Below are 11,621 nucleotides of genomic sequence, written 5' to 3' on the forward strand. Positions count from 1 at the left end.
GGTATCCTAGATCCATGGAAGAGCGTTCCGAATTTTCGGTACTGGAGTCACAGCTGGCCGCCCACATCCGCGCGCGGCTCGGCGAGCTGCGCGGCACCGAGGCCCGGGTCGCCCAAGTCGTCCTGGACAAGGGCGTCGACCTGGTGCACCTGAGCGTCAGCGACGTCGCCGCGCTGGCCGGCACCGCCCCCTCCTCCGTGGTGCGGGCCTGTCAGCGGCTGGGGTTCCGGGGCTACCAGGAGCTCAAGATCGCGGCCGCCCGGCAGGCCCCGCACCCCGTCCCCTCGGTGGCCGAGGAGCGGGATCCGGCGGCCCGGGCACTCGCCGACACCGTCCGCGCCGCCCGGGAGGCCCTCGACGGCATCGCCACCACGCTCACCGCCGAGGACCTGAGGGAGGCGGCGGCGGCACTGCACGGCGCGAGCCACGCGGTGGTGGTCGGCGCGGGCCTCTCCGGCGCGGTGGCCCTGGACGTCGCCTACCGGCTGCGGGCCCTCGGCATCCTCGTCGACTCCCCCGCCGACCCGATCACCGCCCAGCTCGCCGCGGCCCAACTCCCCTCCACCGCCGTCTGCGTGGCCATCAGCCACACCGGCGCCACCCCGACCACCGTCGACGCCGCCCGGCGGGCGCGCACCGCGGGCGCCACCGTCATCGCCCTCACCAGCTACGCCCGCTCGCCGCTGAGCGAGGCCGCCACCCACACCCTCGTCGCGGGCGGCCAGGACCTGGTCTTCGGTCTGGAGACCACCGCCAGCCGCCTCGCCCACCTCACCGTGGTCGACGCCCTCACCCTGACCCTGCAGGCGCTGCGCGGGCCGGCGGCCGAGCAGGCCCTCAACCTCTCGGCGGACGTGACGGCGGACCACACCTACTGACGGTCCGGCAGGAGGAGCTCCGCACGGGCCGAGGACCGCGCACGGACGGGGACTTCCCGCACCGGCTCGGACCCCGCCGGTTGAACGCCACAGATTGAACACGCAGGTTGAACCCCGCCGGTTGAACCACGCCGGGGTGGCGGTGCAGGGTGGGCGCATGACGTGGACGGCACCACAGGTCGAGCGCACCACACAGCTGGGCGAGTTGGGCGACGTGCCCGAGCGCAGGATGCTGGAGGGCTGGCTGAACTGGCACCGGGAGACGCTGCTGGCCAAGGCCTCCGGGCTGGATCCGGACCAGCTGGCCCGGGCGGCCGTGGAGCCCTCGGACCTCACCCTGCTCGGACTGGTCCGCCACATGGCGGAGGTGGAGCGATGGTGGTTCCGGCGCAGCTTCGCGGGCGAGGCCGTCGGCGAGGTCTTCACCGGCCCGTCGGACGGCAACGAGGGGCTCGACGGAGTCGACCCGGCCTGTGCGGAGCGGGACTTCGGCCTGTACCGGGCCGAGGTCGGGGCGTGCGACGCGGCGGTGGCGGGGCGCGGCCTCGACGAGACCTTCCCGTCCCCGCGCGGGGTCCCGCTCAGCCTGCGCTGGGTCTATCTGATGATGATCCAGGAGTACGCCCGGCACAACGGCCACGCCGACTTCCTGCGGGAGCGGACCGACGGGGTGACGGGCGACTGAGACCGCAGAGGGCCTACGGGGCACCCCGGCCGGGCGGGGCGGCCGAGGCGGCGGGCACCCGGGTCAGGCGGGGTTCCGGGTCAGGCCGGGTTCCGGCTCGCCTCCCGGCGCTGGCGCTTGCCGAGGGGCGCCTGGGAGAGGTCCTCGGCCTGGGAGCGCAGGTTCTTGAAGCCGTAGCCGCGCCCGGTCATCCAGGCCTCGGCCGCGGCCTCGGCGCGCTCGGTCGCGAGGAGGATGTCCTCCTCCGCCTCACCCTCGTCGAGGAAGCGGAAGGTGAAGGCGGGCCGGGCGGCGATCTCGTAGCTGAGATGGCCCTCGGGGGTGAAGGCCGCGTGGAGCACGTCGTGTTCCGCGGCGCGGGCCTGCAGCTCGGCCCGTTGGTCGGCGCCGAGCCCGTCGAAGACGCCGCGGACGGTGATCCGGAAGGTGCGAGTGCTCATCCCCGGACCATAGACGGCGGGAGCGGCACGGTTCCACCGGGTTTTCGCACCCGGCGGATCGCCGCCCGCAGTCCGGCCGGGCGATTCCGGCCGGGCGGTTCCGGCCGGCGTCAGCCGTCCCCGCGGACGAGTTCGGCGGCGAGCAGGTCCATCAGCAGGCCGTCGTGCCAGCTGCCGTCGAGACCGCGCTCGTACTGGCGCATCGTGCCCACCGGCCGGAACCCCACCTTCTCGTAGCAGCGGATCGCCGCCACGTTGTCGGCGGCCGGGTCGATGATCAGCCGGTGGTAGTGGTGCTGGTCGATCAGGTGGCGGGCCAGCACGCGGACGGCGTCGGTGCCCGCGCCGTGGCCGTGGCAGGCCGGATCGAGGTAGATGTCCATGCCCGCATGGCGGTACTCGTCGTCGTTCTCCGCGTACCACTGGATGGCGCCGACCACCCGGCCGCCCAGCTCGATCGCGAAGATCTCGGTGTCCGGGTCGTCGAGGTCGGAGGCGACCTCGCCGGTCAGGTCGTCGCCGCCGCGCCAGCGGGCGTAGACCTCGGGCGTGCCGCGGATGGCCGCGAGGGCCGGGATGTCGTCGGCGGTCGCCGGGCGCAGAGTCACCAGGGTGCCGTGCAGTGTCGTCCCCACCTAGGCATGTTTGCACGGAAATGCGTACTCGGCGAGCCGTTTCCTCGTTGCGTCAACCGGCTCCCACCAGCCATGATTCGCCTCCGTGACGTACTTCCTGGCCGCTCTGACGGCGATTCTCCTCATCCTCGCCGTGAAGAAGTCCCGCAGCACCAAGGCCAGGGAGTGGGCCGCGACCGGCTTCGAGCCGGCCGCCTACGGCCTGGTGCCCCGCGACCGGCTCAACCCGCACCGGGCCGGGCCGCCGATGTCCACCGAGCGCATCAAGCAGTCCCAGGCCGTCGCCGACGCCGCCTGGGGCGGGAACTGGCGTCCGGCCGCCGCGCACGTGGAGGCGGCCGGGCAGGACTGGGACGAGCGGTGGTCGCGACTGGAGCTGCTGGCGAGCATCGCGGAGGAGAACGACGCCTGGCTGACGGCCTGGCGGGCGGCCGACCCGGACAGCTGCGACGCGGCCACCCTGGAGGCCCAGCGGATGGTGCACCACGCGTGGGAGATCCGGGGATCCGGGTACGCGCCCGACGTCCCGGCCGCGAACATGGCGAAGTTCCGGGAGCTGCTGCCCGCCGCGATCGAGGCGGCCCGCCGGGCGACGCTGCTGGCACCGCAGGACCCGGCCCCGTGGGTGGTCATGGTGACGGCGGCGCGCGGTGCCCGGTACAAGCCCGCGCAGTTCAGGCCGCTCTGGGCCGGGCTGGCCGCCCGCGCCCCGCACCACTACGAGGGGCACTGGCAGGCCATGCAGTACTGGTGCGCCAAGTGGTTCGGCTCCGACCGGAAGATGCTCGCCTTCGCCAAGCGCGCCATGGACCACGCGCCCGTCGGCAGCCCGCTGCCGGGGATCTACCTGCACGCGCTCGTCGAGCTGGAGAAGCGCAACACCCACCACTCCTCCCTGGCCGGGGAGTTGGGGAGGCAGCGGCTGCGGAAGGTCGCGGCGGCGCTGGCGGCCGTCCCCGAGGAGGACAAGCGGCTGCCCATGCTGCGACACCTGCTCGCCTACTACTGCGGCAAGGCCGGGCTGCACACCAAGGCGCTGGAGCAGTTCCGGCTGATCGGCCGCTGGTGCGGCGCGACGCCGTGGACGGCCCAGGGCGACCCGGTCGCGGCCTTCGACCTCGCGCGCGGCATGGCGGTGAAGCTGTCGAACGCCCGGCCGCTGCCCCCGGAGATGCGGCCCGCCAAGGGCGACGCCCATCACTACAAGGTGTGATCAGTTCCCCGCCGCGTCGGCTGGGGGCCCTGGTCGCCGAAGTGGGCTGAGCAGCCCTTGACGTACCGTAGTCGGGACGCGCAGCCTGGAACTGTCAGGGATTTCCCTGCCGACATCCGGCGTGCACGTACAAATCGGCGCGACCGGAGAAGTCCACATCGAGGCGATTACCGTGGACAGCAATCATCCGCCCATCATTTACGTCACCGGGGATCCGACGATCGACTGGGCCATCACCGTGTCACCGAAAGGCTTACCGGATATCGGCCAGCGCCTGAAGGTGGCAACCCGCGCATGTCAGCACCACGGGGGTGCCATCCTGCTGCACAGGCTCGTGACCAGATCCACCGAGCGCGTCTATCTATCCAAAGGACTTCCGCCGACATCAGATGTCAGATCTCCTTTCGCTATCACATATCCAAAAATAGATGACACCACCCTTCATCACACTTACAACACCATTCGGGAAACCGCCCCTGAATCGACAGGCCCGGCTAGTGAAAAGCCCGCAAGGTGGCGAATCGACCAGTTCTTCGGAATCACTCGCGCCCACAGCCTGGACAAGTACCAGGTCCGGCTCGGCAAGCGGTCGGACGGGCAGCGCCTCGCCGTCGTGGTCGTCGACGACGCCGGACTGGGATTCGGCGAGAGCGCCGCCAAGGAAGGGCTACTCGAACTCGTACGCGGTGAGCCCACCTGGATCGTCTACAAGCTCGGGTGCACCAGCATCAGTAGCCGGCGGAGGGACTCTCTCTGGAACACCATCGCCAGGGAACTCAAGTCGCCGGACAACTCGCTGGCGTCCAGGCTGATCGCCGTAGTCAAAGTTGCCAGCCTTCGCGAAGCCGGAGCGGAAGTGAGCGCAGACCTGTCCTGGGAACGTTCCGCCCAGGACATCCTGGCCGAGATTCAGAGAAATCCGAACCTAAAGACCCTCCAGACTTGCCCTCGGATAATCGTATCCTTCGGCCCGGTCGGCGCACTGCTGATCGACAATTTCCACCCCGGGAAGTATTCTCTCTATTTCGACAGCCAACTGATGGAGGGTCCATGGCTGCGAAAGCAAAAGGGTACCGGCCACATGTTCGGCTACGGTGCCGCACTGGTTGCAGAGCTCGCCGCACGACTGTCAGTGTGCCCTCTGAACAGCTCACCCGACACCGAATCCCGGCGCTCGGAAACACTGGATCCGATGGCCATTCATGAATGCCTGGATGCAGGAATCAAATCAGCCCTGGCGGAAACGGCTAAGATAGACGAGGGATTCACCAAGGAGGCCGGGCCGAAGCTCCTCTTTCCTCTAGACACCGGAGCCCCCCTCGCCGATGACGAGATCGAGGCAGCGGCATCCAGGATCGGGGTGGCACGGCGGGTTCCGAATCCAATCCTCACCGATCCGCCACCATCTGCCAGCTGGTCGATCCTCGACAAGAGACTCCGGGGAGGGAATCCCTATGATCTCGCCGTGCGCGTCATTCGCGACGGACCGAAAGCTCTGGTAGACGTCCCGATCGCGAGATTCGGCAAGCTGGTCACGGCAGATCGCAACGAGATAGAGGGGCTCCGATCCCTACGCAAGCTCATCACGGAGTATCTGGACGACGATGGGAAGACCAAGCCCAGGTCGGTCGCGGTCTTCGGGGCCCCCGGAGACGGTAAGAGCTTCGCTGTCAGTCAAGTCGTCGCCGAGCTGGAAAGCGAGCGAGGAAAGAAGGAGGACGGGCCACCTCCTCTTCAGTTCAACCTCTCCCAGTTCAGCGAAACAGACAATCTGATCGACGCGTTTCATCAGGTTCGGGACCGGTCCCTCCGGGGCGAGATGCCACTCGTCTTCTGGGACGAGTTCGACACCTCGTTCCGGGGCGAGCGCCTCCCGTGGCTCCGATACTTCCTCTCCCCGATGCAGGACGGAAGCTTCCAGCAGGGACAGATCGTGCGCCCGATCGGGCGCGCCATCTTCGTATTCGCCGGAGGAATCTTCAGCACATTCAAGGACTTCAACACGGCCGTCCTCCAGCCCGAGTACATCGATTCCAAGGCCGTCGACTTCATCAGCCGCCTGTCCGGATATCTCGACATCGCCGGGCTGAACGCGAGCGACGACAAACTCATCGACGAACCCAGTCGCCTGATCCATCGCGCACTACTGTTGCACGGACTCCTGGAGGACCTGAGGAAGTCCGGTCGGATCACCACAGTGGAGGACGACGTCGAGTACGGGGTTGCCCGAGCCTTTCTGGAGATCCCGCGATACCGGTACGGCGCCCGGTCCATGCGCACCATCGTCGACATGAGCGACCTGCGCCCCGGCGAGAAGTACTCGCGATCCTCGCTGCCACCGCCGACGCAGCTCCAGCTGCATGTCGACGCGGAGGAGTTCGCACGGATCGCACGGCGCCCCGAGGGCTGGCCGAAGTAGCCAGCCCTCGGACACCTCTCAGGCGTGGGCTGGCGTGGGGCACGCGCGGCGTGCTGCGGGCTCCAGTTGGAGGGTGGTGTGGGCGATGCCGAAGTGGTCGGCGGCGCAGGTGCGGAGGCGGGTGAGGAGGTCGGCAGGGGCCTCGGCGGCGACCACGTGGGCGGTCAGGACGGGCATGCCGGAGGTGACCGTCCAGGCGTGCAGGTCGTGGACCTCCTCGACGCCGTCCTCGGCCAGCAGGTGCGTCCGCAGGGCGGCCAGGTCGACGTCCTCGGGGGTGGCCTCCAGCAGGACGCGCAGGGCGTCGCGGAGCAGGAGGTAGGCCCGCGGGAGGATCATCACGCCGATGAGGAGGGAGGCGATCGGGTCGGCGTACTGCCAGCCGGTGAGCTGGATGACGACGGCGGCGGCGATCGCCGCGACCGATCCGAGGGCGTCGCCGAGGACTTCGAGGTAGGCGCCGCGCAGGTTGAGGCTGTGGTCCTTGCCGCCGCGCAGCAGGGCGACGCCGACCAGGTTGGCGGCCAGGCCGACGAGCGCGACGACCAGCATCAGGCCGCCCTGGACCTCCACCGGCTGGCCGAGGCGCCGGACGGCGCCGTAGGCGACCCAGACGAAGACGCCGATCAACAGGAGGGAGTTGGCCAGCGCGGCCAGGATCTCCAGGCGGTAGTGGCCGAAGGTGCGCCGGAGGGTCGGCGAACGCTGGGCGATCTGGACGGCGACCAGGGCGAGGGTGACACCGGAGAGGTCGGTGAGCATGTGCCCGGAGTCGGCGAGCAGGGCGAGGCTGCCGGAGAGCAGGCCGCCGACGACCTGGAAGACCAGGACGGTGGCGGTGACGGAGATGGTGAGCAGCATCCGGCGGCGGTAGGCACCGCTGACGGTGGCGGGGGCAGGGGCGTGGTTGGCACCCATGTCAGTGCTCCTCCCGGGCGGGGTCGAGCGGCAGGACGGCTTCGAGCAGGTCCCGCAGGGCGTGGGCCAGGCGGTCGTCGGCCAGGTGGTAGCGGGTGCGGCGGCCCTCGGGGACGGTCCGCACCAGGCCGCAGTCCCGCAGGCAGGCGAGGTGGTTGGAGACGTTCGCCCTGGTCAGGCCCAGTTCCTCGGCGAGGTCGGCCGGGTAGTGGGGGGCGGCGAGCAGGGCGAGCAGGATGCGGCGCCGGCTGGTGTCGGCAAGGGCCTTGCCGACCCGTTCCATGGCCGCTTCCTGCGCCTCGGAGGGGAGGTGCGGGATACGGGTGGGGCTGGTCGGTTCCATGACTCCACAGTACAGCGATGGCTGAATTCAGCAAGCGCTGTACTGATGCTGAGCTGGCGGCGGCCCGCAGCTGAGAGGGTTGCGCGCGGAGCGCCCTGGCAGCTGCGATGGGCCGTCAGAACCGCTCTGACCTGGTCTTTCCTTGCCCCTAGGGTGGGAGGCGGCACGATCGGGACCGCTTCATTCCATGATCGAGAGAACGAGGAACCACCATGAGCCTGAGCATCCGCAACCAGATCCCCGGCACGGTCACCGCGATCGCGACCGGCGAGGTCATGGCCACCGTGAAGGTGCGCCTCGCCTCCGGGCAGCAGCTCACGGCCGCCGTCACCCTGGACGCCGTCAAGGAGCTCGGCCTCGGCGAGGGCAGCGAGGTGCGGGCCCTGGTGAAGTCCACCGAGGTCTCGCTGGCCACCGGCCCGGTCTCCGGGCTGTCGATCCGCAACCAGATCCCGGGGACGGTGTCGGAGATCGCCACCGGCGGGGCGATGGCCGGGGTGAAGGTCACCGTCGAGGGCGGCGAGCTCACCGCCGCGATCACCGCCGACGCCGTGGCCGACCTGGGCCTGAAGGCCGGCTCGCCGGTCGTCGCCCTGATCAAGTCGACCGAGGTCTCGCTCGCGACCGTGTGAGTGCCTCGCGCCGGCGCCGGACGCGAGCGTCTCACCTGAGCGCCCAGCGCGGACACCCCGCCCGAGCGGCCCGCCCGAGCACCCCGCACAGGCACCCCGCGCGGGCGCCGGGGCTCAGGCCGCCGGTTCGCCGAGCGGGCCCAGCCAGACGGCGGTGACGCCGCTGACGTAACGGGCACCGCAGTGGTCGTCGGGGACGACCAGCTGCGGGCCCGTGTCGTCGAGCGGGGCGCCGTCCATGCTGGTGGCGAGGAGGATCCGCTGGGCGCCGAAGTCGGGATCGATCTCGGCCCAGGAGACGACGGCCCGGTGGCCGTCGGCGCCGGTCACGGAGAGCAGGAAGCGCAGCCGCTGCTTGCGGCCGGTGAAGTCGATCCGCGGGCCGGCGGCACGCAGCACGTCCCACAGGGCGGGACCCTCGTAACCGTGGCGCTGCTCACCCTCGCCCAGGCAGTCGAAACTGACCTCCACCCGGTGCGCGGGCAGTGCGCGCAGCTGGTCGACGGTCAGCTCGGCGGGCTGGTCGAGGTGGCCGTGCAGGCGGACTCTCGCGGACGCTCCCATGCCGGACGCTCCTCCCGGGCCGCGCCGGTGCGGCCCGGGAGAGGTGCTACCCGCCAGAAGTTACCAGCACTCGCAGATGCGGCGATGAAAGGAATATTTCAGCCGCATGTGCGATGGCAAGTAGCCGATCAGGTCGCAGCTGCGACAAGTGGGACGTGTGGACGCGGGGGGTGTGGGGCGCACCGGAGGAGACACTGCGGCGCGCCCCGCACTGATTGAAGCAAGGCGGCAACGGTGCGGACGACTGGTTCCGGACACCATCCGCGGGGGCCTGCGCTGGATGATCCAACAAGGAGGATTGCCGCTCTCCGGCTTGCATTTACGATGCCTATGCGCACCTGAAGCTTGCACCTGCAAGCTGTTGTCCCGCGCGGAGGCACAAGGAGCCAGAGATGATCGTCGGAGACCTAATGCACCTGGACGACCTGGACATCCGGCTGGCCTGGGGCACGCCGGACCTCCTCGCCCGGCAGGTCGCCGGTGTCAGCTCCACCGATCTCCAGGACCCGGCCCGCTACCTGCAGCCCGGCGAGGTCGTCCTCACCGGGCTGGTCTGGTGGCAGCCCGCCGACGCCTCCGGGGCGCTGCGCTTCGCCACCGCGCTGCGCAGCGCGGGCGTCGCGGCGCTGCTGGCGGGCGAGGGCACGCACGGCAGCGTGCCGCAGAGCCTGGTGGACGCCTGCCGCACCCACGGCATCCCGCTGCTCGCGGTACCCGCAGGGACGAGTTTCCGGGCCGTCACCGACCGCGTGTACCTGCGGCTCTGGGGCGACCTGCGGGCCGGCGCGCAGGACGCGGCGGCGATCCCGGACACCGTGCGGCGTGAGCTCGCCGAACTGACCCGTGCGGGCGCCGGGGCCGGGGAGGTGCTGGCGCACGCGGTGGGGCGGCTCGGGGTGCCGGACTGCTCGGTCCTGACGGCCGGCGGGCGGCTGGTGGCGGCCACCGCCTCGCCCGCGCCGCCGGCCGAGCGTGGGGACGGCGGGCCGGCGGTCGGGCCCCAGGACGGCTCGCCGTTCGACGGGTGGCGACTGCGGCCGCACGTCCGGGACGCCGGGGCCGAGCCGCTGTGGCAGGGGCTGGCCGAGCTGCTCGCCCCGCTCGCCACCAGGGCGCACGCGGAGGCGGCGGTGCGACGGCTGGCCGCCGGGCGACTGCTGGACGTGCTCGGCGGGGACGGGCCGGCCGACCTCGCCGAAGCGCTGGCCGCCTGCGGTCTGCCGGGGCCCGCGCCGCTGGTCGCGGTGACCGCGCGGATCGACGGCGGGCGGGCCGGCGAAGTCCCGGCCGGGTGGGCCGCGCAGGCGCTCGCGGAGGCGTTGGAGCCGCTGGGCGAGCCGTACGCCGCCGGGGCGGACCGGGCCGGACGGGCGGCCGCACTGGTCGCCGCCCCCGCCGAGCGGGTCGCCGAACGACTGCGCCGGGCGCGGCCCGCGCTGCAGGCCCGGCTGACCGGGCGGCGCACCCTGCGGGTCGGGGTCGGCCCGGCGGCACCGCCCGCCACCGGGCCGCTGCGGGCCGCGCTGGTGCAGGCCCGGTACGTGCTGGAGGGCTCGGCCGGCCCGGTCGGCAGCGCCGCCGAGCTGGACTCGCTGGCCGGGCTGCTGCGCGGCATCCCGCCGGAGGTCACGGCGGCGTTCCACGCCCGGCTGCTGGCACCGCTGGCCGCGCACGACCGGGAGAACAGCGTCTCGCTGCTCGGCACGCTGGCGGTCTTCCTGGACCACGACGGCTCGTGGGCGCGGACGGCCGAGTCGCTGCACATCCACGTGAACACGGTGCACTACCGGATCCGGCGGATCGAGGAGCTCACCGGCCGCAACCTGGCCCGGCTCCAGGACCGCCTCGACCTGCGGGCGGCGCTGCTCTGCGCGCCGGAGCGGCCGCCCGCGCCGGTGGCGGCCCCGGCCCGCTAGATCCTGTCCGGCCTCAAGGCGGCGGCAGCGGCTCAGGAGGCCCGGCCGCCGCTCCGGTGGCCCGGTCGAGGACTTCTCGGAAGAATTCCGGGGCGGCCTGTCGATCCGGCCGTCTCCCGTTCGACGCAGGGGTGAGAGGCGGGGAAAGGCCCCGCCGCTCGTACCGAAACGCACCGAACGAACCGCATCGCACCGAGGAGTCACCATGCCGCGCTTCATGACTTCGAGCAATGTTGCGGCACGTGCACACCAGGAGGCCAGCGGTGTTACCCCCGGCCAGGAGAACGTGCGTTGCCCGGTTGGTTCGGGTTGTATCACGATCCATCAGTTCCGCGTGCGGGTTGGCCTGCGATTGCCTCGATCGTGGTGCAATCACTGCACCAGTGTCGCGCGCTACGCATCACCGTGTGGAAGGTACGGCCCTGTACCAGAAACGGAGGGTGACGGATGGGTCGAAGTGCCTCAGGGGGCTCGGTAGCTGTTCCGGGCGTCGCGACGCTGCATGTGCTGCCGGGTGTGGCGATGCTCCGCCCCGAGGAGGCTGTCTTCGAGAAGACGCTGCAAGGCTTCGCGGACCACCACCGGGCTCGTCGGCTGTCCTGGGACACGGTCAACACCAGGGCTCGTATCACGCGCCAGGTCCAAGCGATGTCCGGCGGGTATCCGTGGGAGCCGGCCTGGGACAGGCGGTTGTTCGACCGGTGGTCGGCGATGCTCGCGGACACCGTCGCCACGTCGACGATGCGCAAGTATCAGAACGACCTTGCGCTCTACCTGAGTTACCTGAGCGATCCGGCCTACGAGTGGCCGCAGGTGTGCCTGAGCACCTTCGGGATGTTCACCGGCTTCGCGCTGCGGGACCTGAACGCGGTCCGGCACGCGCAGGAGTACATCGGCCAGCAACGCCGCCCCCTGTCTGCGCCCCTCAAAGACCAGGAGACCCCCTAGCTCTTCCCCCACCTTCGCCCCTCCCGTCCG

General features: G+C 71.0%; 12 protein-coding genes. 7 read left to right on the forward strand and 5 right to left on the reverse strand.

What is annotated here, in order from left to right:
• The first annotated feature begins 14 nt into the window (after positions 1 to 14).
• Positions 15 to 878 carry a MurR/RpiR family transcriptional regulator gene (locus tag ACFVVX_RS21905; protein WP_387948015.1) on the forward strand — a complete coding sequence of 288 codons (864 nt, stop codon included), beginning with the start codon at positions 15 to 17 and terminating at the stop codon, positions 876 to 878.
• Between the two features lie 157 nt (positions 879 to 1,035).
• Complete coding sequence (locus ACFVVX_RS21910) at positions 1,036 to 1,563, forward strand: DinB family protein (protein ID WP_387948016.1); 528 nt, start codon at positions 1,036 to 1,038, stop codon at positions 1,561 to 1,563.
• Between the two features lie 80 nt (positions 1,564 to 1,643).
• Here ACFVVX_RS21910 and ACFVVX_RS21915 read toward each other — a convergent pair whose 3' ends face one another.
• Positions 1,644 to 2,003, reverse strand: a complete 360-nt coding sequence (locus tag ACFVVX_RS21915) for a DUF6204 family protein (RefSeq protein ID WP_387948018.1) — start codon at positions 2,001 to 2,003, stop codon at positions 1,644 to 1,646.
• Positions 2,004 to 2,113: 110 nt separating this feature from the next.
• The gene (locus ACFVVX_RS21920) at positions 2,114 to 2,638 is read right to left on the reverse strand and encodes a GNAT family N-acetyltransferase (protein WP_387948020.1); all 525 of its coding nucleotides are present in this window, start codon (positions 2,636 to 2,638) and stop codon (positions 2,114 to 2,116) included.
• A gap of 85 nt (positions 2,639 to 2,723) precedes the next feature.
• On the opposite strand from ACFVVX_RS21920, the gene ACFVVX_RS21925 reads away from it, so the two are divergent.
• Both ACFVVX_RS21925 and ACFVVX_RS21930 read left to right on the forward strand, forming a co-directional pair.
• Positions 2,724 to 3,851 carry a hypothetical protein gene (locus ACFVVX_RS21925; protein ID WP_387948022.1) on the forward strand — a complete coding sequence of 376 codons (1,128 nt, stop codon included), beginning with the start codon at positions 2,724 to 2,726 and terminating at the stop codon, positions 3,849 to 3,851.
• Positions 3,852 to 3,972: 121 nt separating this feature from the next.
• A complete protein-coding gene (locus ACFVVX_RS21930) occupies positions 3,973 to 6,270 on the forward strand; it encodes a hypothetical protein (RefSeq protein ID WP_387948024.1) in 2,298 nt (765 codons plus the stop codon).
• 18 nt (positions 6,271 to 6,288) lie between these two features.
• On the opposite strand, the gene ACFVVX_RS21935 is transcribed toward ACFVVX_RS21930, so the two are convergent.
• Entirely contained in the window at positions 6,289 to 7,188 is a 900-nt protein-coding gene (locus ACFVVX_RS21935) for a cation diffusion facilitator family transporter (protein ID WP_387948026.1), read from the reverse strand.
• Position 7,189: 1 nt separating this feature from the next.
• Positions 7,190 to 7,531 carry an ArsR/SmtB family transcription factor gene (locus tag ACFVVX_RS21940; protein ID WP_387948029.1) on the reverse strand — a complete coding sequence of 114 codons (342 nt, stop codon included), beginning with the start codon at positions 7,529 to 7,531 and terminating at the stop codon, positions 7,190 to 7,192.
• A gap of 212 nt (positions 7,532 to 7,743) precedes the next feature.
• Here ACFVVX_RS21940 and ACFVVX_RS21945 point away from each other — a divergent pair, with 212 nt between their 5' ends.
• A complete protein-coding gene (locus ACFVVX_RS21945; protein ID WP_387948031.1) occupies positions 7,744 to 8,163 on the forward strand; it encodes a molybdopterin-binding protein in 420 nt (139 codons plus the stop codon).
• Positions 8,164 to 8,277: 114 nt separating this feature from the next.
• Here ACFVVX_RS21945 and ACFVVX_RS21950 read toward each other — a convergent pair whose 3' ends face one another.
• Complete coding sequence (locus ACFVVX_RS21950) at positions 8,278 to 8,727, reverse strand: molybdopterin-dependent oxidoreductase (protein WP_387948033.1); 450 nt, start codon at positions 8,725 to 8,727, stop codon at positions 8,278 to 8,280.
• Between the two features lie 392 nt (positions 8,728 to 9,119).
• On the opposite strand from ACFVVX_RS21950, the gene ACFVVX_RS21955 reads away from it, so the two are divergent.
• A complete protein-coding gene (locus ACFVVX_RS21955; RefSeq protein ID WP_387948035.1) occupies positions 9,120 to 10,643 on the forward strand; it encodes a PucR family transcriptional regulator in 1,524 nt (507 codons plus the stop codon).
• A gap of 516 nt (positions 10,644 to 11,159) precedes the next feature.
• Positions 11,160 to 11,591 carry a hypothetical protein gene (locus tag ACFVVX_RS21960; protein WP_387948037.1) on the forward strand — a complete coding sequence of 144 codons (432 nt, stop codon included), beginning with the start codon at positions 11,160 to 11,162 and terminating at the stop codon, positions 11,589 to 11,591.
• Positions 11,592 to 11,621: the final 30 nt, after the last annotated feature.

This window comes from Kitasatospora sp. NPDC058170 (assembly GCF_042883905.1).
Taxonomy (GTDB): Bacteria; Actinomycetota; Actinomycetes; order Streptomycetales; family Streptomycetaceae; genus Kitasatospora.

Coding starts and splice junctions, on each gene's coding strand:
- ACFVVX_RS21910 (WP_387948016.1), top strand. CDS start 1,036: ATGACGTGGACGGCACCACAGGTCGAGCGCACCACACAGCTGGGCGAG.
- ACFVVX_RS21940 (WP_387948029.1), bottom strand. CDS start 7,531: ATGGAACCGACCAGCCCCACCCGTATCCCGCACCTCCCCTCCGAGGCG.
- ACFVVX_RS21915 (WP_387948018.1), bottom strand. CDS start 2,003: ATGAGCACTCGCACCTTCCGGATCACCGTCCGCGGCGTCTTCGACGGG.
- ACFVVX_RS21905 (WP_387948015.1), top strand. CDS start 15: ATGGAAGAGCGTTCCGAATTTTCGGTACTGGAGTCACAGCTGGCCGCC.
- ACFVVX_RS21955 (WP_387948035.1), top strand. CDS start 9,120: ATGATCGTCGGAGACCTAATGCACCTGGACGACCTGGACATCCGGCTG.
- ACFVVX_RS21935 (WP_387948026.1), bottom strand. CDS start 7,188: ATGGGTGCCAACCACGCCCCTGCCCCCGCCACCGTCAGCGGTGCCTAC.
- ACFVVX_RS21945 (WP_387948031.1), top strand. CDS start 7,744: ATGAGCCTGAGCATCCGCAACCAGATCCCCGGCACGGTCACCGCGATC.
- ACFVVX_RS21950 (WP_387948033.1), bottom strand. CDS start 8,727: ATGGGAGCGTCCGCGAGAGTCCGCCTGCACGGCCACCTCGACCAGCCC.